At 66.2% G+C, this 25,178-nt stretch carries 28 protein-coding genes and 1 tRNA gene; 12 read left to right on the forward strand and 17 right to left on the reverse strand.

What is annotated here, in order from left to right:
* Nucleotide 1: 1 nt before the first annotated feature.
* The 6 genes from ectB to secG all read right to left on the reverse strand — a co-directional run bounded on the left by ectB (nt 2) and on the right by secG (nt 4,567).
* A complete protein-coding gene (gene ectB / locus ACFC0O_RS02930) occupies nt 2-1,273 on the reverse strand; it encodes a diaminobutyrate--2-oxoglutarate transaminase (protein WP_375955911.1) in 1,272 nt (423 codons plus the stop codon).
* The gene (gene ectA, locus ACFC0O_RS02935; protein ID WP_375955914.1) at nt 1,273-1,815 is read right to left on the reverse strand and encodes a diaminobutyrate acetyltransferase; all 543 of its coding nucleotides are present in this window, start codon (nt 1,813-1,815) and stop codon (nt 1,273-1,275) included. Before ectA ends, ectB begins: the two co-directional genes overlap by 1 nt.
* A gap of 115 nt (nt 1,816-1,930) precedes the next feature.
* On the reverse strand, nt 1,931-2,719 hold the full coding sequence (locus ACFC0O_RS02940) for a sensor histidine kinase (protein ID WP_375953308.1): 789 nt from the start codon (nt 2,717-2,719) through the stop codon (nt 1,931-1,933).
* Entirely contained in the window at nt 2,719-3,444 is a 726-nt protein-coding gene (locus ACFC0O_RS02945) for a response regulator transcription factor (RefSeq protein ID WP_364632618.1), read from the reverse strand. Before ACFC0O_RS02945 ends, ACFC0O_RS02940 begins: the two co-directional genes overlap by 1 nt.
* Before the next feature lie 123 nt (nt 3,445-3,567).
* Nucleotides 3,568-4,254, reverse strand: coding sequence for a DUF1361 domain-containing protein (locus ACFC0O_RS02950; RefSeq protein ID WP_375953310.1), 687 nt, complete (start codon nt 4,252-4,254; stop codon nt 3,568-3,570).
* 79 nt (nt 4,255-4,333) lie between these two features.
* A complete protein-coding gene (gene secG, locus ACFC0O_RS02955; RefSeq protein WP_067564549.1) occupies nt 4,334-4,567 on the reverse strand; it encodes a preprotein translocase subunit SecG in 234 nt (77 codons plus the stop codon).
* A gap of 463 nt (nt 4,568-5,030) precedes the next feature.
* Between secG and ACFC0O_RS02960 the strand changes: the two genes are divergently transcribed.
* From ACFC0O_RS02960 to ACFC0O_RS02985, 6 genes are all read left to right on the forward strand, one after another.
* A complete protein-coding gene (locus ACFC0O_RS02960) occupies nt 5,031-5,369 on the forward strand; it encodes a hypothetical protein (RefSeq protein WP_375953312.1) in 339 nt (112 codons plus the stop codon).
* Nucleotides 5,353-5,883: a DUF6879 family protein gene (locus ACFC0O_RS02965; protein WP_375953313.1), complete on the forward strand. Its 531-nt coding sequence runs from the start codon at nt 5,353-5,355 to the stop codon at nt 5,881-5,883. Before ACFC0O_RS02960 ends, ACFC0O_RS02965 begins: the two co-directional genes overlap by 17 nt.
* Entirely contained in the window at nt 5,880-6,743 is an 864-nt protein-coding gene (locus ACFC0O_RS02970; protein ID WP_375953315.1) for a helix-turn-helix domain-containing protein, read from the forward strand. The genes ACFC0O_RS02965 and ACFC0O_RS02970 overlap by 4 nt, the downstream gene beginning before the upstream one ends.
* 99 nt (nt 6,744-6,842) lie before the next feature.
* Nucleotides 6,843-7,100: a hypothetical protein gene (locus tag ACFC0O_RS02975; RefSeq protein ID WP_375953317.1), complete on the forward strand. Its 258-nt coding sequence runs from the start codon at nt 6,843-6,845 to the stop codon at nt 7,098-7,100.
* 200 nt (nt 7,101-7,300) lie between these two features.
* A complete protein-coding gene (locus tag ACFC0O_RS02980) occupies nt 7,301-7,495 on the forward strand; it encodes a hypothetical protein (RefSeq protein ID WP_375953318.1) in 195 nt (64 codons plus the stop codon).
* Nucleotides 7,496-7,913: 418 nt separating this feature from the next.
* Nucleotides 7,914-9,110, forward strand: a complete 1,197-nt coding sequence (locus ACFC0O_RS02985; protein WP_375953319.1) for an alpha/beta hydrolase family protein — start codon at nt 7,914-7,916, stop codon at nt 9,108-9,110.
* A gap of 3 nt (nt 9,111-9,113) precedes the next feature.
* Here the strand turns inward: ACFC0O_RS02985 and ACFC0O_RS02990 are convergent, their stop codons facing one another.
* A complete protein-coding gene (locus ACFC0O_RS02990; RefSeq protein ID WP_375953320.1) occupies nt 9,114-9,479 on the reverse strand; it encodes an HIT family protein in 366 nt (121 codons plus the stop codon).
* 33 nt (nt 9,480-9,512) lie between these two features.
* Here ACFC0O_RS02990 and ACFC0O_RS02995 point away from each other — a divergent pair, with 33 nt between their 5' ends.
* Entirely contained in the window at nt 9,513-10,121 is a 609-nt protein-coding gene (locus ACFC0O_RS02995; protein WP_375953322.1) for an NAD-dependent epimerase/dehydratase family protein, read from the forward strand.
* A 13-nt stretch (nt 10,122-10,134) separates the two neighbouring features.
* Here ACFC0O_RS02995 and ACFC0O_RS03000 read toward each other — a convergent pair.
* The 3 genes from ACFC0O_RS03000 to ACFC0O_RS03010 all read right to left on the reverse strand — a co-directional run bounded on the left by ACFC0O_RS03000 (nt 10,135) and on the right by ACFC0O_RS03010 (nt 12,705).
* Nucleotides 10,135-10,208 (reverse strand) — tRNA-Met (locus ACFC0O_RS03000).
* Nucleotides 10,209-10,367: 159 nt separating this feature from the next.
* On the reverse strand, nt 10,368-11,987 hold the full coding sequence (locus tag ACFC0O_RS03005) for an MFS transporter (protein WP_375953324.1): 1,620 nt from the start codon (nt 11,985-11,987) through the stop codon (nt 10,368-10,370).
* Nucleotides 11,988-12,072: 85 nt separating this feature from the next.
* A complete protein-coding gene (locus ACFC0O_RS03010; RefSeq protein ID WP_375953326.1) occupies nt 12,073-12,705 on the reverse strand; it encodes a TetR/AcrR family transcriptional regulator in 633 nt (210 codons plus the stop codon).
* Between the two features lie 167 nt (nt 12,706-12,872).
* Here ACFC0O_RS03010 and ACFC0O_RS03015 point away from each other — a divergent pair, with 167 nt between their 5' ends.
* The 5 genes from ACFC0O_RS03015 to ACFC0O_RS03035 all read left to right on the forward strand — a co-directional run bounded on the left by ACFC0O_RS03015 (nt 12,873) and on the right by ACFC0O_RS03035 (nt 19,297).
* Nucleotides 12,873-14,279 (forward strand): lipase family protein, encoded by a 1,407-nt coding sequence (locus tag ACFC0O_RS03015; RefSeq protein WP_375953328.1) that lies wholly within the window; start codon nt 12,873-12,875, stop codon nt 14,277-14,279.
* An 18-nt stretch (nt 14,280-14,297) separates the two neighbouring features.
* On the forward strand, nt 14,298-15,080 hold the full coding sequence (locus ACFC0O_RS03020; RefSeq protein ID WP_375953330.1) for an META domain-containing protein: 783 nt from the start codon (nt 14,298-14,300) through the stop codon (nt 15,078-15,080).
* Between the two features lie 58 nt (nt 15,081-15,138).
* The gene (locus ACFC0O_RS03025; RefSeq protein ID WP_375953332.1) at nt 15,139-15,693 is read left to right on the forward strand and encodes an exonuclease domain-containing protein; all 555 of its coding nucleotides are present in this window, start codon (nt 15,139-15,141) and stop codon (nt 15,691-15,693) included.
* A gap of 139 nt (nt 15,694-15,832) precedes the next feature.
* Nucleotides 15,833-18,046 carry a thiamine pyrophosphate-dependent enzyme gene (locus ACFC0O_RS03030; RefSeq protein WP_375953334.1) on the forward strand — a complete coding sequence of 738 codons (2,214 nt, stop codon included), beginning with the start codon at nt 15,833-15,835 and terminating at the stop codon, nt 18,044-18,046.
* Between the two features lie 288 nt (nt 18,047-18,334).
* On the forward strand, nt 18,335-19,297 hold the full coding sequence (locus ACFC0O_RS03035; RefSeq protein ID WP_375953336.1) for a M56 family metallopeptidase: 963 nt from the start codon (nt 18,335-18,337) through the stop codon (nt 19,295-19,297).
* Here the strand turns inward: ACFC0O_RS03035 and ACFC0O_RS03040 are convergent.
* The 7 genes from ACFC0O_RS03040 to ACFC0O_RS03070 all read right to left on the reverse strand — a co-directional run bounded on the left by ACFC0O_RS03040 (nt 19,206) and on the right by ACFC0O_RS03070 (nt 25,177).
* Complete coding sequence (locus tag ACFC0O_RS03040) at nt 19,206-20,456, reverse strand: MFS transporter (RefSeq protein WP_375955917.1); 1,251 nt, start codon at nt 20,454-20,456, stop codon at nt 19,206-19,208. The genes ACFC0O_RS03035 and ACFC0O_RS03040 overlap by 92 nt on opposite strands.
* Before the next feature lie 47 nt (nt 20,457-20,503).
* A complete protein-coding gene (locus tag ACFC0O_RS03045) occupies nt 20,504-21,628 on the reverse strand; it encodes a PLP-dependent cysteine synthase family protein (RefSeq protein ID WP_375953338.1) in 1,125 nt (374 codons plus the stop codon).
* 99 nt (nt 21,629-21,727) lie between these two features.
* Complete coding sequence (locus ACFC0O_RS03050; RefSeq protein WP_375953340.1) at nt 21,728-22,153, reverse strand: hypothetical protein; 426 nt, start codon at nt 22,151-22,153, stop codon at nt 21,728-21,730.
* Between the two features lie 174 nt (nt 22,154-22,327).
* Complete coding sequence (locus tag ACFC0O_RS03055; RefSeq protein WP_375953342.1) at nt 22,328-22,699, reverse strand: BlaI/MecI/CopY family transcriptional regulator; 372 nt, start codon at nt 22,697-22,699, stop codon at nt 22,328-22,330.
* 253 nt (nt 22,700-22,952) lie between these two features.
* On the reverse strand, nt 22,953-23,315 hold the full coding sequence (locus tag ACFC0O_RS03060; RefSeq protein WP_375953344.1) for an ACT domain-containing protein: 363 nt from the start codon (nt 23,313-23,315) through the stop codon (nt 22,953-22,955).
* Nucleotides 23,316-23,417: 102 nt separating this feature from the next.
* A complete protein-coding gene (locus ACFC0O_RS03065) occupies nt 23,418-24,074 on the reverse strand; it encodes a response regulator (protein WP_375953346.1) in 657 nt (218 codons plus the stop codon).
* Complete coding sequence (locus tag ACFC0O_RS03070) at nt 24,041-25,177, reverse strand: sensor histidine kinase (protein ID WP_375953348.1); 1,137 nt, start codon at nt 25,175-25,177, stop codon at nt 24,041-24,043. Before ACFC0O_RS03070 ends, ACFC0O_RS03065 begins: the two co-directional genes overlap by 34 nt.
* Nucleotide 25,178: the final 1 nt, after the last annotated feature.

Below are 25,178 nucleotides of genomic sequence, written 5' to 3' on the forward strand. Positions count from 1 at the left end.
GTCAGTGCGCTCCTTCGCAGACCACGCCCACCGATTCGGCGAGAATGCCCAGACCGTGCTCCAGTTCCGCACTCGTGATCGTCAGCGGCGGAAGCAGTTTCACCACCTCATCGGACGCGCCGGAGGTCTCCGTGAGCAGTCCGCGCTCGAACGCCGCCTGGCATACCTTGCCCGCCTGGGACGGTTCATCGAAGACCAGGCCGTGCACCAGACCGCGGCCGCGGGTGGACAGGCCCTGGAACGACTCGGTCAGCTTGCTCAGATTGCGATGCACCAGTTCACCTTTGGCGAGCGTGCCGGTGCTGAGCAGGGTGTCGGACCAGTAGTGTTCCAGCGCCACCTGCGCGGTCACGAAGGCCGGATTGTTGCCTCGGAAGGTGCCGTTGTGCTCACCCGGAGCCCACTGATCGAGCTCGGGCTTCATCAGCACCAACGCCATCGGGAGTCCGTAGCCACCAATGGATTTCGACAGCGTGACGATATCGGGGGTGATGTCCGCCGCCTCGAAGGAGAAGAACGGCCCGGTGCGGCCGCAACCCATCTGCACATCGTCGACGATGAGCAGAATCTCACGGTCGGCGCACAATTGGGCCAGACTGCGCAGCCATTCCACGCTGGCGATATTCACACCGCCCTCGCCCTGCACGGTTTCCACGATCACGGCGGCGGGCTTGTCCACGCCCGAGGACGCATCGTCGAGGATGGTCTCCATCCACACGAACGGGTCATCCCCGCCCTCAGGCAGATAACCGTCGAACGGCATCGGGGTGGCGTGCAGCAGCGGCACACCCGCACCGGCCCGCTTGGCGGCATTGCCCGTAACGGCCAGCGCGCCCAGCGTCATACCGTGAAAAGCGTTGGTGAAGTTCAGAATCGTGGTGCGCCCGGTCACCTTGCGCGCCAGTTTCAATGCGGCCTCGACCGCGTTCGCTCCGGTCGGCCCGGGGAACTGCACTTTGTAATCGAGGTCACGCGGTTCCAGCAGTGTGGTCTGAATCGTCTCCAGCAATCGCCGTTTGGCGACGGTCGACATATCCAGTCCGTGCGTAATGCCGTCGCGCATCACATAATCCACCAGCGCCTGCTTGAGCACCGGATTGTTGTGCCCGTAATTGAGTGCACCGGCACCGGCGAAGAAATCCAGGTAGTCCCGGCCGTCCTCATCGCGCAGCCACGAGCCCGACGCGGTATCGAAAACCGTCGGCCAGGCACGGCAGTAACCACGCACATTCGATTCGATTTCGTCGAAAATGTTCATATCGAGGGTAGTCATCATCCAACCTCCTGGTGAGGGGTTATGCGGAACAGATGCTCGGGTTCGTGGCCGTCGGGGAAATGGCTGGGATCGAAGAGCGCGCGGTGGCTGAGCCGGCAGTCGCGCCGTACGGCGAGCGAGGCGAACATGGCCCGTGACGCGGTGTTATCGGGCGAGATGGTGGTTTCCAACTCCTCGACACCGTGCTGGGACAGGTTCTCCAGCAGGAAGTCGAGCATGGCCACACCGAGGCCCTGACCGCGGTGTTTGCGCTCCACCGCGACCTGCCAGACGAAGAAGGTGCCGGGTTGTTCCGGGCGGACATAGCCGATGACGAATCCGCCCACTTCACCGTCGATTTCGACGACCGCCGAAGTGGCCGCGAAATCACGGCACCACAGCAGATAGGCGTAACTCGAATTGGTGTCGAGCACTCCCGAATTCGCGGCGATCTGCCACAATCGGGCTCCGTCTTCCAGGGTAGGAGTTCGAAGGAGCGCCGCATTCTCGCCGCGTACCGAGTGCAGGGGAATCAGCGCGGTAGGGGGTTCCGGAGTGATTTGCTGAACTAGGGCGTCGAATTTCATGAATTGGGTTTGCATGACCCAATTCAGATTGCCGAACGAACTTTGAGGTCTTCTTGTCGCTTCGTTACGATCGTGTGACGATCCGGTGTCATCGGGTGGCGCTCGGCAATCTGATGGTGAATCGCGCACCGCCACTGGGAGTTTCGTCACACTTCACCCGACCACGATGGGCCGCAACGGTTTCCGCGACGAGTGCCAGGCCGATGCCGGTGCCGCTGGCGGCGCGGCGGGCATTGCGCACGGTGGCGAAGCGTTCGAAGATGCGTTCACGTTCGGCAACGGGGACACCGGGACCGGCGTCATCGACGGTGATCACCACCTCCGCGCCCGCGCGCACGGCGGTCACGGCGACCACACCGCCGCCGTGCCGGTCGGCATTGTCCAGCAGATTGCCGATCGCGCGCTCCAGCTCCAGTTTCCGGCCCGAGATGATGATTTCCTCGCGCGCGGTCAGCAGATCCGGGGCGTAGCCGCGATCGGCCAGCATATGGGTGAGAAGTTCTGCGGCACAGAGTGGTTCGGTATCGCCGCGATGCACTCCGGCCTCGACCCTGGCCAGTTCGAGCATATCGTCGAGGATGTGGCGCAGATGTTCGAGTTCGACGCTGACGAATTCGAGGGCGCGACGCGATCGTTCGGGCAACTCGCCCGAATGCCGGTTCAGCACACCGACACTGGTGATCAACGTGGTCAGCGGGGTGCGGAGTTCATGGCTGACATCACCGACCAGGCGACGTTCCCGATCGACCCGGCGCTGTAGCGAATCGACCATGGTGTTGAACTCTTCGACGGTGGTCGACAGCCGTCGCCGCGTCACCCAGACTCCCACCGCCACACCGAGAATGGCCGCGATCGCCCCGACCAACAGGGTGAGCATCACCGCTGGGTGTCGAGCCGGTAGCCCAGACCGCGCACGGTGACCACGAGTTGCGGATCCGAGGGATCGTGCTCGATCTTGGTGCGTAGTCGGCGCACATGCACGTCGACAATGCGCTCATCGCCGAAAAAGCCACGGTCCCAGATGCGTTCGAGCAATGCCGTGCGACTGAGCACGCGGCCGGGGCTGGCGGCCAGTTCGCACAGGACTCGGAATTCGGTGATGGTCAGGTGCAATTCCTCATCGCCGCGCCGCACCGTGCCGCCGTCGGGCGAAAGCATCAGCGGGGCATCGGGATCCGCGTCAAGCACCAATTCCTCCGGCTGTTCCGGCGCGGGTTCGTCCTGGGCGTTCGCCAATCGCGCGCGGCGGCGCAGCGCCCGCATGCGGGCGGTGATCTCCTTGATCTCGAAGGGTTTGGTGACGAAATCGTCCGCGCCCGCCTCCAGCGCCGCCACCACATCGTGGGTGTCATCGCGGGCGCTCACCACGATGATCGGCACATCATGGTCCCGGCGTACCTCACGGATACAGGTGAAGCCGTCCATCTCGCCGAGCATGAGGTCCACGATCATGACATCGGGCACGCCGTGATCGCGCAGATGCTCGAGCGCGGTCTCCGCGGCTTCGGCCTCGGCGACGTCGTAGCCCTCGTCCTCCATGGCGAGTCGCAGCGCCCCGCGAACCCGGTCGTCGTCCTCCACGATCATCAGGTTCGCACCCATACCCACATCCCTCACCTGCGCGCGAATGCGGCGAACCGCATCCTCTCCAACGCGCGCCCGAGCGGGCGCGCACGAACACCCCCGCGATTACCCGGATGTGCGGAACCCAAACAGGCGAGCGATTCAGACCTGGTCAGCGCTCGGAGGCGTCAGCCGGACCGCGCGCACCACCCGGACGCCGCGGCGGGCGCTGGCCACGCTCGCCTCGACCACGGCGCGGGTGACGAAATGCCCCAGTGCGGTCGCCACGAAGACCGCGGCGATCAGGATGGGAGCCCACTCCCAGGTCAGCGCCAGCACCATGCGCTCGAACGCGCCCCGGGGCTCGACCATGGGTTCCCAGCTGTTCAGCCGCACCCAGCGGCCCAGGAAAACGCCTATGGCGCAAAGGAAATGGATGGTGAGAATGACGGGCACGCGCCAGAACGCCAGCCCGGAACGCTCCAGGAAAGCGCGTAGCTCGGCGAGAACCAGGTAGTAGGCGACGAATCCGGAGACGATGAAAACGCCGTACACCGGCAGCACCGTACTCACCACCGGCCCATTGCCGATGGCCTTGATGTCATCGCGCAAATGCACCAGATCGGTCACCACGTAGGGCGCGTTGGGCAGGAACAGCATGAGCAGCACGACCCCCGCCCACCACACCGGCGATACCGGCAATCGCTTCCCCACCTGCGGGTTCGACCGAAACACCAGCAGCGCCAGCGCAACAGGCACCCAAGCCAATACCGAGTTCCACGTCATCCACAACAGATCCCGCCGCAACAGCCCCGCCAGACTCGGTGTGACCGCGTTCACCACGTCCATGGATCCATGATGCACGTAGACAGCACAAGTCGCCCGGGCGTCGCTGAAAGCGAGACCCGGGCGTTTTGCGCTGACCGAACTAGCTGAACTTGATCTCGAGCCCGATTCCCAGAATCGAGATCAACCAGATCACCCCGAGAAAGATGGTGATCCGATCAAGGTTCTTCTCCACAACCGTCGACCCGGAAAGGCTCGACTGCACGCCACCACCGAACAGGCTCGACAAACCTCCGCCCTTGGCGCGGTGCAACAGCACCAGCAGCACCAGCAGCACGCTGGTGATGATCAGGAGGATATCGAGGAACATCCGCATTTCAGCGAGTATAGGCGGTCGTCAGGGGGACGATTACCAACCCCCTAGTGAGGGGCATGCCGTTTCGGCGCGCGCTGGGCCGTCTCTGACGATCCCACCACGTCCCGCAAAAACTTGGCACGAGATCTGACATGTTGCGTCCCGCGACGTCCTTGCCGCTGCAGGCCGAACAAGATCATTTCCCCAGGATCTTCGGTGACCTCGGCCGTTCACAGCGCTCCAATCAGCAACGCGGCCGCAATCGACCAATGGAGTGCCCCGACGAGCCAGTACTCGCAAATATGTTCGAACTCTGGCCGTGCGCCACGGGATGCACCGCCGCGGCCGGTCACCATAGATCTCAGCATCGCGGTACCACTCACTCCCCCACGTTCGGCGCCATGAGTGGCCGCCGTCCGCATGTCCGCGCCAAGCCGTGGTCCCTCGTCGCAGCTGTGGCCCAAAGCCGCTCGGATGAGGACGGATGTCGCAGATCCAAGTTGACGCGTGTTGTCGCCACCGAAACCTGGATTACGCCGTCCCACTCGGCGCCGAAGCGCATACTCAAAATGTCAACACATGCCAACACAATTTAAAGGGGTTGGGGGCTATGGCATTACAGTTCCTTGGTGGGCCGAGCGGGAAGAACGGCTCGCCCTGCGTATACGAACTCGATGGCGACTACATCTGGCAGGGGTATCCAGTTGACGATCCAGACCTGCTGGAACAGTTGAAGATTCCCGAGGGCGAGATCGTTGTGCGGGTACCGAAGGCTGTGGTCCAGTTCCTACCGAAAGACGAGCCGCATGGAGTTGCTGACTGACGAGCAGTGGTCCGCGCTGTACGCATCGTGCGCCCGGTCGGCGCTGCACCTGGAGTTGCGCGACGTGTATGCCGTGCCCGACGAGGTAGAGCGCATATCGGCGTGGAGGTCCGGCGCGCTCAGTGAAGCCGAGGACCGACAATGGTGGGCGCCGTGGCTGGCGATGACCCGCGAAATGACCGGCCGTGGTGTGGATATGCGCCGCGCGCGCGTTGTCTCCGAACCAGTTTCGGAGTACATCCACTACGAATGGGAGACCACCCGAAACCCCGAAGGTGGCGAGCAAGTTCGCTGGCTGCCACGTCATCACACGATGGAGTTGACTCTGCCCCCGGTCGACTTCTGGCTGTTCGATGATCGCCTAGTGCTGTTCAACCATTTCGATGGTGATGGCAGATGGGCGGGGAATGAACAGTCCGACAACCCAGAAACGGTGGCCCGCTATCGCGCTGCGTTCGAGTCGGTTTGGAGATTGGGAACTCCGCATAGCGAATACCGGCCTGCTCTCAAGTGAACAGCACCAGCGCCAAACAAGCTCGTGAGGGACTGGGAAACCGGCTTCGTGAGATCAGATTGGACGCGCGATTCTCGGCGCGAGAGCTTGCCTCTCGCGCCGGGTGGCATTTCACGAAGGTCTCGAAGTTTGAGAATGGGCACCGGACTCCAACCCTGACCGACCTCGAAACGTGGTGCAGTCTCTGCGATGCAAGCGATCTGCTGCCCGACCTTGTTGCTGCCACGCGTGAAATCGAGCAGATGTATGTACAGCTTCGTCGACTACACGACTCGGGGACCGCGCGCTACCAGCGTCAAGTCCTGGACGAGGAACAACATGCACAACGGCATCGAGTGTTCTCGGTTTCACTGATTCCAGGGCCCGCGCAGACTGCGGATTACGCCACCGCGGTCCTGACTGATATCGCTGCGCTGTCGGGCTATCCGACTGCGGATATCGCCGACACAGTCGCGGTCCGTATGAAACGCGCCGAGCTGCTGCGGTCGTCGCGCATCTTCCACATGATCCTGTGCGAGAACGTCATACGGATCGGCATCGCCCCACCAGAGATCATGATGGCCCAGCTCGAACACCTGCTCGCGGTGATGGACTATCCGCATGTGCGCCTTGGCATTCTGCCGACGGCGATACGCCAGTACATGCCGGTGTGCGAGTTCTGGATCACCGATGGGGCCGAGGTTGAGATCGAAACATACTCGGCGATCTTGCGAATCGAGCAGCCCAGCGAGATCGCGGTGTACGCCAAGGTGTTCGACCACTACGCCCAACGGGCCGTCTATGGCCGGCGCGCACGGCAATTGATCCATCGCGCCATCGCCGAACTGCGCCAACATCGGTCAACAACCTACGGCGAATAGGGTCCCGGCTTCTAACGTTCGAGGTAGGTGCTTGGGGCCGGTCTTCACCGTCCCGCCCCAAGCAGCCACCCACGGCGAGAAGACGGCGAAGGAGCATCGATGGCTCTCACCGAACACGAGGCGAAGGTCTTAGGCGCACTGTCCTGTCTCGACGTCGCGAGCGCGCTGTCCGTACGCGAACTCGGCAGGTGCACGGGACTGACGGAGTCCTCGATCCGCAAAGCGCTTATGCGCCTGTCTCGTTCGGGACTGGCGCTGGGCACGGTTCAAGGACCGTCTCGGTGGCGACCGACCCGGCGCGGCCGACTGGCTATCGCGCTGCCGTCCTACCGCGAGTACGCGGGAGGGCGACGATGAAGGCACGCAAGTTCGTTCCCGCGCTCGCGGTTGGGCCTTCCAGGCCTCAACCGGTAATCGGCTACATTGCACGCGAAGTATCCGGGACGCACCGAGACCAGGATGAAGCCGCCATACACCGCGCCGCCGCGAAACTCGGATGCGACGTCGCCGCGATCGTCTACGACTTCTCTCGGCGCACTACCCCACACATGCAACTCATGGGCATCGTGTGGAGCCAGGACGCTGCAGCGGTCATCACGCCCAGCGCACTACATCTCCCCAGCGCCGCCGTCGCAGACATACTCACCGTCGCCGATGTGATCTTCCTGGACACCGCGCAACGCTACAAGCTGCACCAAATGGGCATCGCCGCCGTGGATCTGTACTCGCACGCCGAATCCGAGGCGATCTAGGCACGGAATACTGCTCCGAAAGTCTTTGCGACACAGCAACGTTGAGTCACGCAACACCTGGTGCACATGGTCGAGTGTGGTGAGTTCACGGGCGTAGTTTGCGGCATCAGAGTTAGCGCGGGCCGCGTATCGACAAATCCGTCGATGAAGCCGACTTGCGACCGCAGCGAAAGCGCTGACGACCGGCGGGGCGGAGGTACATCTGAGAGACCCCGCCGGTCCGAACCACAACCGCCACAACAAAGGAGGCCGAGCGCGATCCTACTCGCCCGGGTTGCCTCTATCGCAGTTCTCCATGGCCGATAGGGATCTCGGACGACCCGACCGGCACATCGCGGAGTCGACGTTTGTGACCCACGCCTGTTTTCGATCTTGTATGGTGGCTAACCGAGTCTCATCGCTTCTCGGGGGAATTATCTTGGAACACAAGGGTTTACGGCGGCATATCCTGGCTTTCGCCGCGATTTCGATGGCTGCCACCGCCGCTGTCGGTGTTGCCGAGGCGAGCCCCGGCACGCCTGTTGTCACGATCTCGCTGCCCGCTCCGACCGGGGCGAACGCGGTCGGCATGACCGAATGGCATCTCGTCGATGACGCGCGCGCCGACCCGTGGGATGGCACGCGACGGCGCGAACTGATGGTGCAGATCTGGTATCCGGCCGGCGACGCCGGTAGTGCGCCTGTGGCTGCGTGGATGCCGCCGGGTGGAGTGCAGGAGCAGCAGTTCGGGCTGGGGCAGTTCGGAGTCGCAGCGGACAGTTGGAAATTGGGGCCGAGTCATAGCCGGGACAGTGCGTCGGCGCGGGTCGGCGGGCGGTTTCCGATTCTGCTGAATTCTCCCGGGATGGGTGACACCACCGGTTTCAGCACCGCTCAGGCCGAGGATCTCGCCAGCCACGGTTACATCGTGGTCGCCATCAACCACACGCATGAGTCGTTCGCGGTGCAGTTCCCGGATGGGCGCACCGAACGCGGTGTGGTGCCGATGGATTCGCCGCCGAACGTGCTCCCCGATCTGCTGCTTCCCGTCCGGGTGGCCGATGCGCGATTCGTGCTCGATCAGCTCGCGGCCGCGGCGGCGCACCCGGGCGATGCCGCGCTGCCGCAGCATCTCGCCGAAGATCTGGACCTGACGAAGGTCGGAATGTTCGGCCATTCGCTCGGCGGATCGACCACCGCGCAGACCATGCATGACGATCCGCGAATCGCGGCCGGGGTAAATCTGGACGGGCCTATACTCGGCTCGGTGGCCGCCGAGGGTCTCGATCGTCCGATGCTGATGCTTGCCAGCGATACCTCGCCCTGGTTCGGAAACGCCGGGTGGGAGCCGTATTGGGCGACCAATAGCGGTGTGAAGCTGCCGCTGCGCATCGCGGGCACGCGACATATGTCGCTCTGCGATGAACAGGTGATCGCGGCGCAGCTGGCCACCGCGGGACTCATCAGCCCCGAACTGAAGGACACCGCGATCGGCACGATCGATGCCACCCGATCGGTCGACCTCCAGCGTGCCTATCTACTCGCCTACTTCGATGCCGCGTTCGGCCGCGGCGTCGCCAATCCCGCGGAAACCATCACGCGGCTCGCGCAGCCCGAGATGCTCCCGCATCCCTAGCCCTCATCCCGCCGTCCCCGACCAGGGCAGCAGCAGTCCATCACCTGCGGTGCGTGGCACATAGTGCACGTGAATGTGCGGAATCGTCTGAGCGGCAACGGGTCCCGATGAGGTGATCAGGTTGAAGTCGACGCGCTGACGACCGGCGTAGACCTCGGCATCACTCATCGCGGCCCGCACCGCGAGGTGATTCGGATGCTCGGCATGCCAATCCGGGATGATCAGCATGTGTCCCGGGGTGACAGGGTTCAGCGGTTCGAAACGCACGGCCTGCGCACTGACGCGTTCCGCGTAGTCTCCGCGTTCGATGCGATCGCAGAACGGGCAATCCGCATCGAGAATGGCCGGGGTTCTTCCGGGGGCAGACATGACCCCATTCTCGATCCCTTAGCCTGGAAAACTATGCGGATCTTTCTGGCGGGCGCCAGCGGCGTCCTCGGCACCCGGCTCGTCCCACTGCTCATCGCGGCAGGCCACCAGGTAGCGGGCATGACCCGCTCGCCGGAAAAGGCGCAGCTGCTCGCTGCGGCCGGAGCCGAGCCCGTCGTCTGCGACGCCTTCGACCCGGACGGCCTCGTCGATGCCGTCACCGCCTACGCCCCGGACCTGGTCATGCACCAACTCACCGACCTCCCCGACGACCCGGCCCGCCTCGCCGAAGGCCGGGCGGCCAATGCCCGCATTCGCCGCGAGGGCACGGCGAATCTGCTGGCGGCCGCCGATGCCGCGGGCGCGAAACGGTTCATCGCTCAGAGCGTGGCCTGGGAGATGACCGGAGAAGGCTTGGCAGCCAAGGATTTTCTCGAACAGTCGGTGCTCGCCGCGAATGGCGTGGTGCTTCGATACGGGCAGTTGTACGGTCCCGGAACGTACTATCCGGACAACCTTCCGCCAGCGCCTCGCATCGCCGTCGATGAAGCAGCGGCGCGCACCGCTCAGGCCCTCGATCTCGCATCGGGTACCTACGAAGTCACCGACGGATCAACTTCTGCGGTGAGCCCGATCGAGTAAAGGCGAACATTTGTGGCGGTGGTCGGATTCGAACCGACGACCCACGGCTTATGAGTCCGTTGCGCTGCCAGGCTGCGCTACACCGCCGCGGAGGACAGAGAAATCGAATCCCAAGGCAGCGCCTCGATCTCGCTAGCAACGAGTCCCGGCCCCTGGCCGGTTTATCCTCCATGCCCCGAACGGGCTTGTGGTAGAAGAACACTCGCAAATCCGAGTGGCTGGCGCAACCGATTATTAGGTGGGCACTCAGGTGCGCCACCAGGAGCGGGCCGGGTCGGGCGGGGTTACGGCTATGAGGTGCAGGGTGCGGCCTTCGCCGATGGTGAATTCGGCTACCCGGGCCTCGGCGGCCGCGTCGGTGGCGGTGAGGCGGAGTTGATGCTGGCGCATGTGTTCGGACCAGGAGCGGACGGTGAAGGCTTCGATGAAGCGGTCGGCGTGGCCGACATCGCGGTAGAGGCGCCATTCGGTGGCGCCGGTGCGCTGGCGGGAGCGGCCGACCCTGGTCATGGCGGCGGTGAAGTCGGCGGTCAGTTCCTCGGGGACGTGGTAGGTCTCGAGGACCAGGACGGGGCCGTCGGCGGGGGCCGGTTCGAAATCGAGGACGGGGTCCTGCCAGTGGGTCGACGGGGTGGTGTCGAGGGAGGAGATGCGGACCGGCCACCAGCGAGTGCTGATGGCGCACACCACGAGTAGGACGGTCGCGGTGACGAGAGCGGTGACGGTGCCGTGGCGTTCGGCCACCAGGCCCCAGGCCAGGGAGCCGATGGCCTGGCCGCCCATGAAGACGAGTTGGTAGACCGACAGACCCCGCGCTCGCACCCAGCCGGGGAGCAGCAGCTGCATGGTCGAGTTCATGGTGGACATGGCGATCATCCAGCCGAAACCGCCGACCACCAGGAGAGCCAGCACCACCGGCATATTCGGCACCAGAGCCGCACCCAAGGTGGCGGCGGCGAAGGCCAGGGCGGCGACCGCCAGCATGCCGGTCGGAGCAAGAAACCGGCGCACCCGGCTGAGTTGAGTCGCGCCGAAGACCGCACCCGCACCGAGAGCGGCTAGCAGCAGACCGTAACCCGAGGACGAGAGCTGGAGTCGGCCATGCGCGACCAAGGGCAGCAGCGCCCACAACGCACTGCCGGGGGCGAGAAAGAGCAAGCAGCGCAATAGCACTCGGCGTACGGCAGGAGCGGCCCGAATGAAGCGCAGGCCCGCCAGCAGCGCGGCGATGGGCCGTTCGACGGGGAGATCGTCATCCAATCGCGGACGCTTCCAGCGCAACAGCACGAGCAGAATCCCGGTGAAGGACACCGCGTTCAACGCGAACACCAGCGTCGGACCCGAAAGCGATACCAGCACACCGGCAATCGCGGGACCGACCGCGCGGCCGATATTGTTGCTCATACTGCCCAGCGCGGCGGCGGCGGGAATCTGACTGCGCGGCACCAGATCCGGTTGCACCGCCTGCCAGGCGGGTGCGGTCAGCGCCTGTCCGCAGCCGAGCAGGAACAACAGCGTGAGCAGCAGCACCGGGGTGGTGTGGCCGGTCGCGGTGAACACCGTCAGCAGCGTCGCCAGGATGGCCATGGCGGTCTGCGCCACGATCAGCAGCCGACGACGATCCACCAGATCGGCCAGCACCCCGGACGGAATGGACAGCAGCATGACCGGCAGCGTGGTCGCGGTCTGCACCAGCGAGACCAGGGTCGCGGCATTCGGCTGATCGACCAGAATCCATTGCGCGCCAACGGTTTGCATCCAGGTGCCGAGATTGGACACCAGCTGCGCGATCCACAGCGCGCGGAAGACCTTGGACGCCAGCGGTGCCCACGGCGATCCGGGCGTCTCGGTGCGTACGGCTGTCACCGGATCAGCTTAGTCTCAGCAACCAACCGGTCGGTCTACGCGGGCCGCCTCCCCACCGCATGTCGCCAACCGCCCGAAACGCCTGTCACGATTCCGCCGCGGTCCGCACCCGCGCCGCGTACGTGGCCAGCATGTCCTCGACCAACCCGAGAATCGCCACATCCAGATCGGGCCGCGGATACACCCCCCGCACGACCGCCTCGCCCGAGAACAGGTGGAGCATCATGAAGAAGATGGGTTCACGCAGCTCAGCGGGAAAATCATCGAGCAGCCCGGTCCGATTGAGCGTGGCGACGATATCGCCGTAGTACCCCTCCGCGATGGGCGCGATGCGCTCGCGGAGTTCGGTGTCCGATCGCGCCGCGAGAAAGATCTCGCGCAGCGCGTGGATCAGATTCGACGATTGCGCCGCCCGCAGGAACCGTAGCGCGGCATCGAGCGCATTCTCCTGCGCCCCAAGGTGTTCCATGGTCGCGCGATAGGCGTCGAGCTGCCGGGAGAACGCCTCCTGCGCCGTGCGCACGATCAGATCCAGGCGCGTGTCGAACTGCCGGAACATGGCACCGGCGGACAATCCCGCCCGGCCGCAGATCTCCTGCACGGTGGCCCGCTGATAGCCGACCTCACCGATCGCGGCAATGGTCGCGTCGACCAGCTTGGCCACCGTCGTGGCCCGGCGCTCCTGTTGGGTGCGGCGCGGGCGCGAAACTTCACTCACGTCGCACCATCCTGCCGTGCCGGTGACCGCGGGCGAAGCAGTGCCCCGGGGTGACCGTTGACACATTCCATTTCCGCATCATATGGTCTGCATCGCAACTTAGAAACTAAGCACTCTCTATCTATGGTGAGCGCTCTGCCGTCAGGGGCGGCATGAAGGAGTTCGAAATGACAGCGGGGACTCGAACCACGATCGCGCGGGCCACCCTGGCCCTGGCGGCGGGACTGACGGTGACCATCTGCCCGGTGGTAACCAATACGGCTGCGGCGGAACCGGTTACGGTGGAACCCGCACTGCCGTTCCCGGTGCCGCCCGCACCGCCGTATCTGGATCCGGGCTTCTACCAACCCGATCCGGCCCGGGTGGCGGCGGCGCAGCCGGGCGAGATCCTCGCCGCGCGGCAGGTGAACCTGGCCAATTTCTGGCTGCTGCCGCTCAATACCAATGCCTGGCAGCTGTCCTACCGCAGCACCAATACCCGCGGCGAGGCGATCGCCGCCGTCGCCACCGTCATCGTGCCGCACCGCCCCGCACCCAGCGGTGCGCGCGGACTGCTCTCCTTCCAGTTCGCCGAGGATTCGCTGTCCCAGAACTGCGCACCCTCGTACACCCTTCAGATGGGTTCACTGCCCAATCCGCTGAACCCGGTCATCTCGGCCGAATTCATCGAAGTGCAGGCCATGCTGCAGCGTGGCCACGCGGTGGTGATCCCGGATCATCAGGGCCCGAACGCGGCATACGCGGTCGGTCCGCTCGGCGGGCGCATCACCCTGGACGGCATTCGCGCGGCGGAGAATTTCGAACCCGCCGGACTGCCCGGCACCGCGACTCGCGTTGCGCTGTGGGGTTATTCGGGCGGCGCGATTCCCACCGCGCACGCGGCCGAACTCCAGGCCGAGTACGCGCCGGAATTGAACCTGACCGGTTCGGCCGCGGGCGGCCTGATGGCCGATATCCGCATGGCCGTCGACTACAACAACGGCACCTCCACCTTCGGCGGCGCGGTGCTGGGCGGACTGTTCGGCGTCGCCCGCGAGTATCCGCAGGTCGCCCAGTTCATCGACCAGCATATGAACCCGCTCGGCAAGGCCGTGCGCCTGGTGCACGAAGGCCAGTGCGTCGCACTGCAATTCGCCGGATTCCCGTTCATCAACATCAAGGGCCTGTTCGACTATCCGGGCGATCCCATGCGTTCGCCCGAAATGCAGCCGGTGCTGGACGAACTCAGTCTCGGCCGACGCGGCACGCCCACCGCGCCCATCTATATCTACGAGGCGCCGCTCGATGAGGTCATGCCGATCAACGCCGTCAACAATCTCTACGACAACTACTGCCAGGATCCCAACGCCCGCGTCGCCTACACCCGGGACCTGCTCAGCGAGCACGGCATAGCGGCCGTCGCCGGAACGGCCAGCGCGGTGCTCTGGCTCGACGACCGTTTGAACGGCGTCCCCGTCCCCACCGGTTGCCATCAGCGCGATGTCCCGACCGAGATCACCGATCCGGGCGCGTTCGCGGCGTTCGCCAACGCGATCGGCGGCACGCTCGCGGCCGCACTCGGTATGCCCGTCTGAATCCGTACGATCGGCTACATGTCAGCAACTCGCAGGTGGTGTGCGCTGCTCGTCTTGACGGCGGGCGCGATGGCCGGATGCACGAATTCCCAGCAGGCCAGTGATCAGCCGACGGTGACGCCGATGGGACGAGCGTTCGTATCGACCGAGGTCAAAGGCACCGCCATTCCCGGCGGCGGGCCTTTGACCCTGCGCTTCCAGGACGGGCGGGTGACCGCGAACGCGGGCTGCAATACCGCCACCGGACCGGTCACCCTGGACGGGAACACCCTGAAGGTCGGCGAACTCGCGACCACCATGATGGGTTGCCCGGGCGATGTCGCCGGGGCGGATGGCTGGGTGGCGGGACTGCTGCACTCCTCCCCCACCTGGAAACTCGACGGATCGGATCTCACCCTCACCGGAAACGGCAATACGGTGACCATGCTCGACCGCAAGGTCGCGCATCCGGATAAGTCACTCACCGGCACCCCGTGGATCGTCGACGCGCTCGTGCGCAATAACGGCGTGGAACGCTCCCAGACCCTCGACGAGGTGCGCCCGACCCTGACCATCGCACCCGATGGCAGCGTGTCCGGCAGCGCGGGCTGCAACAGCATGACCGGCCGTGCCGAGATCACCGGTTCCGATATCAGCTTCCATATCGCCACCACCAAGATGATGTGCGATCCGCAGGTGATGGACGTGGAACGGGCGGTACTCCAGGCACTGGACGGAAACGTCACCGCCACAGTCGATTCCAACACCCTGACGCTGCGCAACGCAGGCAACGGCACCGGCCTGAACCTGCGCGCGGAGTAGGCGCACACGCCGAAATTCGTTGTCGCCGGACGGTATCGGAGCGGTACCGTCCGGCGCTATGCATACGAGATACCTCAATGTGGTGGATGTGGAGGCCACCTGCTGGCAGGGCCCGAATCCACCCGGACAGCCGATGGAGATCATCGAGATCGGCCTGTGCGTGCTGGACCTCGAGGCCCGGGAGCGAGTGTCCAAGCACAGCATTCTGGTGCGCCCGGATCGGTCCACCGTGAGCGAGTTCTGCACCCAATTGACCACCCTCACGCCCGAAATGGTGGCGACCGGCGTGTCCTTCGCCGAAGCCTGCGAGCTGCTGCGCACCGAATTCCATGCCGATTCCCGCCCGTGGGCCAGCTGGGGCGCGTACGACCGGCAGCAGTTCGAACGCCAGTGCGCCGCAACCCAAGTGCGCTATCCGTTCGGATCGAAGCACACCAATGCCAAGATCGCGTTCTCCGAGTCCCGCGATACCGGGCATCGCTTCGGCATGGCGGGTGCGCTGAAGGCCGCGGATATCCCGCTGGAGGGTACCCACCATCGAGGCGGCGATGACGCCTGGAATATCGCCGCGCTGATCCTCGACATGATGCGCCGCGACCGCTGGCCCGAATAGCCCGCCGGAAGTTCGCCGACGCGGCACAATCGAGGGAGGTTCGCGACCAGCCGAGGCCACCGGAATTGCGCCGGACCTGCGCATTCCACCTCTACTCTGATGACCCGGCGTACGCGACATATCGGACATACGGGAGAGGGTGGGTCGCATCAACGAGCGGGAGGCCGAACTCGACGGCTGGTTCCGGGCGGAAGTCGCGGCGACGCGACCGGGACCCACACGGCCACAACAGGAATCGCTCGAACCGGGCAGCGAGCTCACCGGTGCGCGGGCGCTCGAATTATTCGAGGCGCAGGCCACCTCGCGACATCTGGATCTGGCGGCGCGACAGCTCGCCCGCGACGGGGTCGGGTACTACAGCATCGGATCCTCCGGGCATGAGGGCAATGCGGCGGTAGCCGCGGCATTGCGTGTGAACGACCCCGCACTGCTGCACTATCGCTCCGGCGGGTTCTTCGTCCAGCGCACCCGGCAGGTGGGCGGCATCGATCCGATACGCGATGTGCTGCTGGGCATCACCTCGGCGATCGCGGATCCGATTTCCGGTGGGCGGCACAAGGTTTTCGGCAGTAAGGCCGCGCACATCATTCCGCAGACCTCCACCATCGCCTCGCATCTGCCGCGCGCGGTCGGGCTGGCGTTCGCGCTCGAGCGCGCCGCGCAAATGAAGGTGGCCTGCCCGTGGCCGTCGGACGCGGTGGTGGTGTGCAGTTTCGGTGACGCGTCGGCCAATCACTCCACCGCCACCGGGGCGATCAATACCGCCGTACACACCGCGCAATTGGGCGTCCCCGCGCCCATCCTGTTCGTCTGCGAGGACAACGGGATCGGCATCAGCGTGCCCACCTCGCGCACCTGGATCGAACAGGCCTACGGCGCGCGCCCGGGACTGCGGTATTTCGAGGCCGACGGGGCCGAACTGACCGATGCGTTCGCCACCGCCCGGGAGGCCGCGAATTGGGTTCGCGCACACCGCAAACCGGCATTTCTGCGCTTGCGTACCGTGCGCTTGCTCGGACACGCGGGCTCCGATGTCGAATCGGCGTACCGGCGGCCCGCCGACATCGCGGCCGATCTGCGCGGCGATCCGGTGACGCGTACCGCGCGACTGATCATCGGCGCGGGTTTCGCCACGCCGGGAGAAATGCTGCGCAGGTACTCCGATATCGGTCTGCGGGTCACGGCGACCGCCGAAAGCGTCAGGGGCGAAGCACAACTCACCTCCGCCGCCGCGATCATGGCCCCGCTCGCGCCCGCGCGGCCGACGGTGGTCCGCACCGACGCCCTGCGCGGCAGCGCGGGTCCGGCGGCCCCGTCGACCGCGGAAACCGACGCCGGTACCCCAATGACATTGGCGCAGGCCGTGAATCACACCCTCGCACAGCTGCTCACCCGCGATTCCGATGTGCTGGTCTTCGGCGAGGACGTCGGCCGCAAGGGCGGGGTGTACGGCGTCACCAAGGGTTTGCAGCAGACCTTCGGTGTGCGAAGGGTTTTCGACACCCTGCTCGATGAGCAGAGCGTGCTCGGCACGGCCCTGGGCGCGGGGCTGGCGGGCTTCGTGCCGATTCCGGAGATCCAGTATCTGGCGTACGTGCACAACGCCCTGGATCAACTACGCGGTGAGGCGTCGACGCTGTCGTTCTTCTCCAATGGGCAGTATCGCAATCCGCTGGTGGTGCGCATCGCCGGATTGGCCTATCAGAAGGGCTTCGGCGGCCACTTCCACAATGACAATTCCATTGCGGCACTGCGGGATATCCCCGGCGTGGTGATCGCCGCGCCGTCTCGCGCCGATGACGCGGCGGCCATGCTGCGCACCTGTGTGTCGGCGGCGCGGGTGGACGGTCGGGTCTGCGTGTATCTGGAGCCGATCGCGCTCTATCACACCCGTGATCTGCATCGCAGCGGTGACGGCGGCTGGCTCGCCCCCGCCGCGGCGGTGCGTCACGCCGAGATCGGCCGAGCGCGGGTGCACGGCACCGGGACGCATCTCACGATTGTGAGCTTCGCCAATGGCGTGCCCATGAGCCTGCGGGTCGCGCGGCGGCTGGCCGAGCGCGGCGTGCACGCGCGGGTGCTGGATCTGCGCTGGCTCTCGCCGCTGCCGGTCGAGGATCTGCTCGATAATGCCCGCGCCACCGGGCGAGTATTGGTCGCCGATGAAACCAGGCGCGGCGGAGGCGTTTCCGAGGCGGTGTGCACGGCGTTGCTCGATGCCGGATTCGACGGCCGTATCGCGCGGGTCACCAGCGAGGACAGCTTCATTCCACTGGGTCCCGCGGCGAATGTCGTACTGCTCGATGAGGACCGTATCGAGGCGGCGGCGGACAAACTGCTCGCGGCGCTCTGACGGCCAGAATTCCTCGGATACGGAGGGTGGCAACGAGCGGAGCGAGCCCGATGAGGGGTGGTCCCCCGTCCGCTCGTTGCCGGCGCCGGTCCGGTCGGCGCCCCTGTGCCGATGAGGGGGCGGCACAAGCTTTATCTACTATCTCCGTACGTAGATAGTATTACCGTACGAGGGTCCTACATGGCAATACCCGGGTGTGACAGTAAGGGTTCCCTCAGGTTTCGTCCGTACACTCGGGCCGACCAACGGGAGGAGTTCGATGCGGGCGGATGGACGGTGGTCGGTCCGGTGAGCGTCGCCGCGTGCCTGGCGCTCTACGGATTCGCCGTCGCGGTGCTCGCGCCGCGACTACTGCGCCTGGTGGAACACGGGGGTGCCACACCCCGGGTGGCCCTGGCCGCCTGGTTGTCCGCGATGGCGTCGACCGTCCTGGCGTGGACGGTGGCGCTCGCGATTCTCATTCTCGACCTTGCCACACACCGGGTTTCGAGTGCGCCACACCGCTTCATGGACAGCTGCCTGGTGCATCTGCACGATGCGGTGCTCGGCGATTACGGCCTGCCGGTACAGACCGGACTGCTGCTGCTCTCCGGATTCGCCGCCCTGGCCGCCGGGCTGGTGGCGGCCAGACTGGTGCGGACGCTGCTGAAGGCCCGGCGCACCACGCATGAGCACGCGCGGATGGCGCGTCTGGCGGGCCGGCACCATGCCGGACTGGACGCGGTCATCCTCGAGGTCGATCAGCCCGCCGCGTATTGCGTTGCGGGCAAACCACATACGGTCGTGGTCAGTCGCGGCGTGCTCAGCGCGCTCGAGGACGATCATCTCGAAGCGGTGCTCACTCATGAGCGCGCACACCTGGAGGGCAGGCATCACCTGGTCCTTGCGCTCACCCGGGGCCTGGCCACCGTCATGCCGCGCATCGAATTGTTCACTCACGGTGCGGCCGAGGTGGCGCGTCTGCTGGAGATGATCGCTGATGATGCCGCGGCGCGAATTCACGGCCGCGGCACCGTACTTCAGGCGCTGCTCACCCTCTCCGGCATCGCCGACGGACCGGCGGGCGCGCTCGGCGTCGCCGAGGTCGGGCTGGCGGTGCGGGTGGAACGGCTGGCCGAGCCAGCCGCTCCGGCCCAGCGCACCCGGGCGCGGGTCACGCTCACCGCCGCGGCGGGAGCGGCGGTGCTGATTCCGCTGGCAGCGGTGGGTGTGGGGGTAATCGGTCTGGTGATCTGCCCGCCGGTGGGGTGATGCTCCGGTCGAGCCGATACAGCGCCGTCGCGGCGATACCGCCGATGACGATCAGGCCGATCCACACCGCGCGATCCATACCCGCGGCCCGGGCCGCGCCCACGATGACGCCGGTGGCCAGATTGCCGATCAGGATGCCGACGCCCACGATGGTGTTGTAGAAGCCGTAGTGGGTGGCCACCAGGCGGTCTCCGGACAGCGAGACCACCGTATCCATCTCGAAGGGGAAGACCGCCGCCGTGCCGACCGCCAGCAGCGCCGCCGCGACCAGCAACGCGACAATGGCGGCCACCGGACCGAAAGGCTGTGTGCCGGGCACGATTACGAGCGGCAAGAAGGCCACCGACAGCATTGCCATACCGGCCACCAGGCTGCGGCCCGAACCCCAGCGGGCACGCAACCAGGCGGTGATGCGCAACTGCCCCGCGACGGCGACCACGCCGGAGATGACGAACAGTGCCGAGGTCACCGTCTGCGCACTCGCACCGGCGATATAGCCCGCCTGCAACGGGAGCGCCAGATACACCTGGAACGACAGCACATACGAGCCGATCATGGCCACGGAGAAGGCCAGGAAACGGCGATTGCCGACGATGGTGCGCCAATCCTGGAGTACCGACGCACCGGTCGGAGCCGCCGCCTTGCGCGTGGGCAGGGCGAAGAGCTGCGCCATCGTCAGCGCCGCGAAGACCACCGCCGCCGCGGCCGCCGTGACGCGAAAATCGAAGGCCAGCAGCGCGAGTCCCACCAGCGGTCCCGCGAGAATGCCCGCCTGGTAGAAGACATTGAAGACCGCGAACGCCTCCACGCGCCGCTCCCCCGCCTCCGCGGCCAGATACGCGCGCACCGCCGGATTGAACAGCGCACCGGCGAATCCCGTCGCGGCCGAGGCGATCAGCAGACCGGGCAGCGATGAGGCGAAGGCCAGCAGCGCGAAACCACCTGTGCGCAGCAGACATCCGGCCACGATGAGGGGTTTGTAACCGAGCCGGTCCGCGAGCGTACCGCCCAGCAGGAACATGCCCTGCTGGGAGAAATTGCGCACCCCGAGCACCAATCCGACCGCCCACGCCGCCAGACCCAGTGGCCCGGCGAGGTATCCGGCCAGGTACGGCATCAGCATGTAGAAGCCGAGGTTGATGCCGAACTGGTTGACCATGAGCAGCTGTGCAGCGCGGTCGAAACCGCGGAACTTGGTGAGCACGCTCACCGGACGCGCTCCACGGTGAACGCGCTGGGATCGAGCACGGTGTCGCAGCGGGTCCAGGACTCGACCTGACGTTGCGCCGGATGGGTCAGGACGTCGGGCTCGGTGGGCGGGGTGACATCCAGCAGGCCGTGTTCGGCGCAGTAGTCGTCGTTGTAGACGGTGTCGAAATAACGGTGCGGGCCATCGGGGAACACCGCCGCGACCGTGGCGTCCGGACCGTACGTGCGGGCCGCCCAGCCCGCCACCAGCGCGACCGCACCGACGCTCCAGCCACCGCTGGCGAGGTGGGTGGCGGCGAGGGTGCGGCAGGACCAGACCGCCTCGGCCGGTGCGACCCAATGGATTTCGGCGAAGGCGGCGTAATCCACATTGCGCGGATAGATGCTCGAACCGAGTCCGCGCATGAGCCGGGTCCCGGCCCGCTGCCCGAAGATGGTGGAGGACACCGTATCCACGCCTATGAGCTTCAGTGCGGGATTGCTCCGGCGCAGTACTCGCGCCACACCCGCTGAATGCCCGCCGGTGCCCACCGCGCACACCAGCACATCGACGGTGCCGAGCTGTTCGATGAGCTCCAGAGCCAGGGATTCGTAGCCGTCGACATTGTCGGGATTGCTGTATTGATCCGGGCACCACGAATCCGGTTCGGCCGCAAGCAGTTCGGCGACCCGATCGCGGCGCGCCTGCTGCCAGCCGCCGTCCGGATGCGGGGCGGCAACCACTTCCACCCGCGCGCCGTAGGCGGTGAGCATGCGCGCGACGATCGGTTCCAGTCCCGGGTCGGTCACCAGGGTCACCGGGTGCCGGTACACCAGTCCGGCCAGTGCCAGTCCGAGACCCAAAGTCCCACTGGTGGATTCGATGATCCGCGCACCGGGCGCGAGATCACCGCGCAATTCGGCGCGCCGCACCATGTGCAGGGCCGGACGATCCTTCATACCGCCGGGATTGAAGCCCTCGAGTTTCGCCCAGAAGCCGAGGCCGCCGGGCGCGAACGGTTCCCCCACCCACAGCACCGGGGTATTGCCGACCAGGCCGCGCGGGCGGCGCGCCGCACCGGGTGCGGCGATCACCTGCTCATCGACCAGGGCGGCGATCTTGCCGAGCATGATCTTGTCCATTGCGTATCGCTTTCGGTATCGAGCCGCCGGGGGCGGCCGAAGGACGCGGGCAGCGGACACCGGCCGATGGCGAACACACACCGGCCTGACGCTGACCGATCAGCGCCGGGCGATACACAGGCGCGTCAACAGCATTCGGCCGCTGACGACGGAGAAGACCGGATTCGGCGGGCCGCGCCCGGAATCCGCGCCGGAGGATCGCGCCGTGCCGAGCACCGCCAGCGCGGCCGCGATGAGCAGCATCAGCTGCGAATGCGAGATCTCCGGGCTGGCGGGCAGCGAGACCTTGAGACAGTGCTCCTGATGCGGTCCGCAATCCATGACTTGCGCGGCGGGACTCCGGAATTCGCCCGGGAGGTGAATGAAGGCCGCCGGTGCGATCGCTTCCTCGGCGAGCGGCGTGCCGCCGTGGTGGTGTGCGTCGCGGTGCGAGAGCGTGCAGTCGGCGGCCACTGCCACCAGCAGCAGTACGGCGGCCAGCAGTGCCGTCAGCACCACCGAGGGCCGCAACCGGGCTCGCCGCACACCACCTCCCGACTCGAATCCGGTTGACCGGATGCTGGTTCCGAGGGATCACGTACGCCGTGGCGACATGATCGACACCGTCCGGAAACAATCTACTATCTCCGTACGTACTTAGTCGGAACGGTGTGAGCTAGCAGACGGTGGCGGCGGCGCGGCGGGGATCGGCGTGGCGGGTCAACGCTTACCGCGGGTCAGCTTGCGCAGCGCGGCGCGCAGGCCCTCGGACTCCTCCGCGCTCATCTGCTCGACGAAATGGGCGAGTACCAAATCGGATCGGCCTCCGCTACCCAGCGCCTCGCGCATGAGCCGGGCGCTGTATTCCTCGCGGCTCAGGGTCGGCCAGTAGCGGTAGGCCTTACCTGCGCGTTCGCGCTCCAGCCAGCCTTTGCGATGCAGGTTGTCCATGGTCGACATGACGGTCGTATAGGCGATATCGCGTTCGGCGGCCAGGCCGTCGAACACCTCACGGACGGTTGTCTTCTCATTGCGATCCCAGATCCGTTCGATCACGACCGCTTCCAGGTCGCCGAAACCTCGCGCACCCATGCGTGTCACTCCTCATCTCACGACGCCTCATACGCCGTGCCTGGGCTCGAAGTCCTGGTGCGTGGTACTTGGAATAGGGGGGACGCCCGTACCTGCTCGAGCCGGTGTCCACTGGTCCGCAGCGTATGCCCTCACATACGTTCTACGTACGTAGACAGTAGTATCGTGCACCCGTGCGGGATTCCACGCAACTGGGCGGGAAATGTACACCCGTGGTTCACCTACTGGACAGCGAACACCCCGGCGGGAGTGTCTAGTCGGCTATGCGGTGCCCGGCTTCGCGCAGCACCTCGGAGGCTTCCACCAGCCGATGATCCGGGACCAGCACCAGATCCGCGTGATAGGTCGAGACCACGAACACCGGGATGGCGGCGTCGGCCAGCGGGCCGACGAGCGCGGCCAGCATGCCGGGTTTGTCCAGGGCGTGCGAGCCGTCGCCGTAGAAACCCTTCCAGCGCTCACCCTCGACCCAGCCCGGCGCCTCGCGAATCGCGGTGAGGCCCTCCGGCGCTCGCACCAGCGCGATCCAGTCGTCATCCTCGGGGAAGGTCGAATTCGGCAGATGTTCGACCACGAACTGGGACGGGACTATGCGCAGACGCTGGCGGGCTGACATAGCTGCATCGTAGAGGCGACCACCGACTGAATACCGGGCGGTCGCGGACCGACCGGCAGCCAGGTGGCGTGTCGCCCGGGCGGCCGGTGACGGCGTACGGGCTCAGCGAGCCAGACCGGCGCGGTGCGCGTAGGCGATGGCCTGTCCACGATCTCTCACCCCGAGCTTGCCGAAGAGCGAATTGATATGGCTCTTGACGGTGCTCACACCGATGAACAATTCGCGGGCGATCTCGGTGTTGTTGCGGCCCTTCGCCATCAGGCGCAGCACATCGAGTTCGCGATCGGTGAGATCGGCGGCGGGAGCCGAGGGGGTTTCGAGGGCCGCGACCAGGCGTGCGCCCACATCGGCGGCGAGGGTGGTGTGACCGCTGGCCACCGAGCGAATCGCGGCGGCGATCTCGGCGCGGCCCGCGTCCTTGGTGAGGTAACCGCGCGCACCGGCACGCAGTGCGCCCGCGATGGAGGCGTCATCGGCGTAGGTGGTCAGCACCAGCACCGCGGTCTCGGGATGGGTGGCGGTAATCGTCGCGGTCGCGGATACGCCGTCGATGCCCGGCATGCGCAGATCCATCAGCACCACGCGGGGTGACAGGCGGCGCACCAGCTCGACGGCTTCCGCGCCGTCGCGGGCCTCGCCGACCACCTCGACATCCGGGAGCAGTGACAGCACCGTGCTGAGACCGTCGCGCACCGTGGTCTGATCATCGGCGACCACCACCGTGATCACCTGCGCGGCACCAGGATTCGCACCGTCCATCGACCGTCCTCCTTCCCCGCCGTCACCGTGCCGCCCACCGCGGCGATGCGTTCGCGCATACCGAGCAGACCGGCACCCGAACCGGATCGGGCCAGTGCGCCGAATTGCGTGGTGATCGGATTCGACACCGTCAATTCGAGCTCCGCCGGATCGTCACGCCGAATGAGCGTAACCGGCTGTCCCGGAGCGTGTTTGCGGGCATTCGTCAGCGCCTCCTGCACCGCCCGCGCGAGCGCCACCGCCACCTGTTCGCTCACGGCATCGGTGCCGACCGCGGGTTGCTCACTCCCACCGGGCATCTCGACCGCCCCGCCCGCGGCGCGATGCTCGGCCGCGAGCCGGTGCAGTTCGGCACCCAGGTCGATATCCTCCGATCGGAGCGTGCCCACGACCCGGCGAGCATCGGCCAGGCCCGAAACCGCCAGTGCGTGTGAGGCTTTCACCCGTTCCGCGGCCTGATCCGCCTGTCCCGCCTCGAGCAGGGCGTCGGCGGCGTCGAGCTGTAACACCAAGCCGCCCAGGGTATGCGCGAGGACATCGTGGATATCGCGGGCGATGCGACCGCGCTCGGCCAGCGCGGCGGCGCGATCGCGTTCGGCGCGAATCACCCGGCTCTGCTCCAGCAGCAGTCGATTCTGCTCATTGGTGATGCGGGTTTGCCGCCGGTTCCAGCCCATCAGGGCGACGACCACGATGGAGATGACAATGCCCAGGAAACCGGTCGCGGTGGATCCGGCCAGCACCGCGGACACGCACATGGCGGTCACGGTCACCGCCGCCATGGTGATACCGAACCACAGGGGGTCGGTCAGCACCGCCACCGACAGGACCACCAGTACCAGGGCCGTGATCATCGATCCGGTCAGCTGCACGGCGGTCAATCCGCCGCCGATGGCCATGGCGCACAGGAAGATTCGCTCCGTGCGCCGGGCATCGAACGGGGTCAGCAGCCAACCCGTCCAGCCGATCCAGGACACGATCGCGGCTACCGCGACCCACGGTTGGTGCAGGCTCGCATCATGCCAGGAGGTCGCGATCACCGCGACCAGCCCGATCAGGCGGAAGAGCCTGGTCAGGCGAGTCGGGGGCGTTCCGAGCAGCATT

Source organism: Nocardia sp. NPDC056100 (assembly GCF_042266325.1).
Taxonomy (GTDB): Bacteria; Actinomycetota; Actinomycetes; order Mycobacteriales; family Mycobacteriaceae; genus Nocardia.

Bases quoted from the DNA above. Each gene is read 5' to 3' on its own strand.
- ACFC0O_RS02965 (WP_375953313.1), top strand. From the start codon at position 5,353: ATGGAGTTGCTGACTGACGAGCAGTGGTCCGCGCTGTACGCATCGTGC.
- ACFC0O_RS03015 (WP_375953328.1), top strand. From the start codon at position 12,873: ATGACAGCGGGGACTCGAACCACGATCGCGCGGGCCACCCTGGCCCTG.
- ACFC0O_RS02945 (WP_364632618.1), bottom strand. From the start codon at position 3,444: ATGGGTGCGAACCTGATGATCGTGGAGGACGACGACCGGGTTCGCGGG.
- ACFC0O_RS03045 (WP_375953338.1), bottom strand. From the start codon at position 21,628: ATGGACAAGATCATGCTCGGCAAGATCGCCGCCCTGGTCGATGAGCAG.
- ectB (WP_375955911.1), bottom strand. From the start codon at position 1,273: ATGACTACCCTCGATATGAACATTTTCGACGAAATCGAATCGAATGTG.
- ACFC0O_RS03055 (WP_375953342.1), bottom strand. From the start codon at position 22,699: ATGGGTGCGCGAGGTTTCGGCGACCTGGAAGCGGTCGTGATCGAACGG.
- ACFC0O_RS02990 (WP_375953320.1), bottom strand. From the start codon at position 9,479: ATGTCTGCCCCCGGAAGAACCCCGGCCATTCTCGATGCGGATTGCCCG.
- ACFC0O_RS03060 (WP_375953344.1), bottom strand. From the start codon at position 23,315: ATGTCAGCCCGCCAGCGTCTGCGCATAGTCCCGTCCCAGTTCGTGGTC.
- ACFC0O_RS02995 (WP_375953322.1), top strand. From the start codon at position 9,513: ATGCGGATCTTTCTGGCGGGCGCCAGCGGCGTCCTCGGCACCCGGCTC.
- ACFC0O_RS02950 (WP_375953310.1), bottom strand. From the start codon at position 4,254: ATGGACGTGGTGAACGCGGTCACACCGAGTCTGGCGGGGCTGTTGCGG.
- ACFC0O_RS03025 (WP_375953332.1), top strand. From the start codon at position 15,139: ATGCATACGAGATACCTCAATGTGGTGGATGTGGAGGCCACCTGCTGG.
- secG (WP_067564549.1), bottom strand. From the start codon at position 4,567: ATGCGGATGTTCCTCGATATCCTCCTGATCATCACCAGCGTGCTGCTG.
- ACFC0O_RS03065 (WP_375953346.1), bottom strand. From the start codon at position 24,074: ATGGACGGTGCGAATCCTGGTGCCGCGCAGGTGATCACGGTGGTGGTC.
- ACFC0O_RS02980 (WP_375953318.1), top strand. From the start codon at position 7,301: ATGGGCATCGTGTGGAGCCAGGACGCTGCAGCGGTCATCACGCCCAGC.
- ACFC0O_RS02975 (WP_375953317.1), top strand. From the start codon at position 6,843: ATGGCTCTCACCGAACACGAGGCGAAGGTCTTAGGCGCACTGTCCTGT.
- ACFC0O_RS02960 (WP_375953312.1), top strand. From the start codon at position 5,031: ATGTCGCAGATCCAAGTTGACGCGTGTTGTCGCCACCGAAACCTGGAT.
- ACFC0O_RS03020 (WP_375953330.1), top strand. From the start codon at position 14,298: ATGTCAGCAACTCGCAGGTGGTGTGCGCTGCTCGTCTTGACGGCGGGC.
- ACFC0O_RS02940 (WP_375953308.1), bottom strand. From the start codon at position 2,719: ATGCTCACCCTGTTGGTCGGGGCGATCGCGGCCATTCTCGGTGTGGCG.
- ACFC0O_RS03040 (WP_375955917.1), bottom strand. From the start codon at position 20,456: ATGGTCAACCAGTTCGGCATCAACCTCGGCTTCTACATGCTGATGCCG.
- ACFC0O_RS03070 (WP_375953348.1), bottom strand. From the start codon at position 25,177: ATGCTGCTCGGAACGCCCCCGACTCGCCTGACCAGGCTCTTCCGCCTG.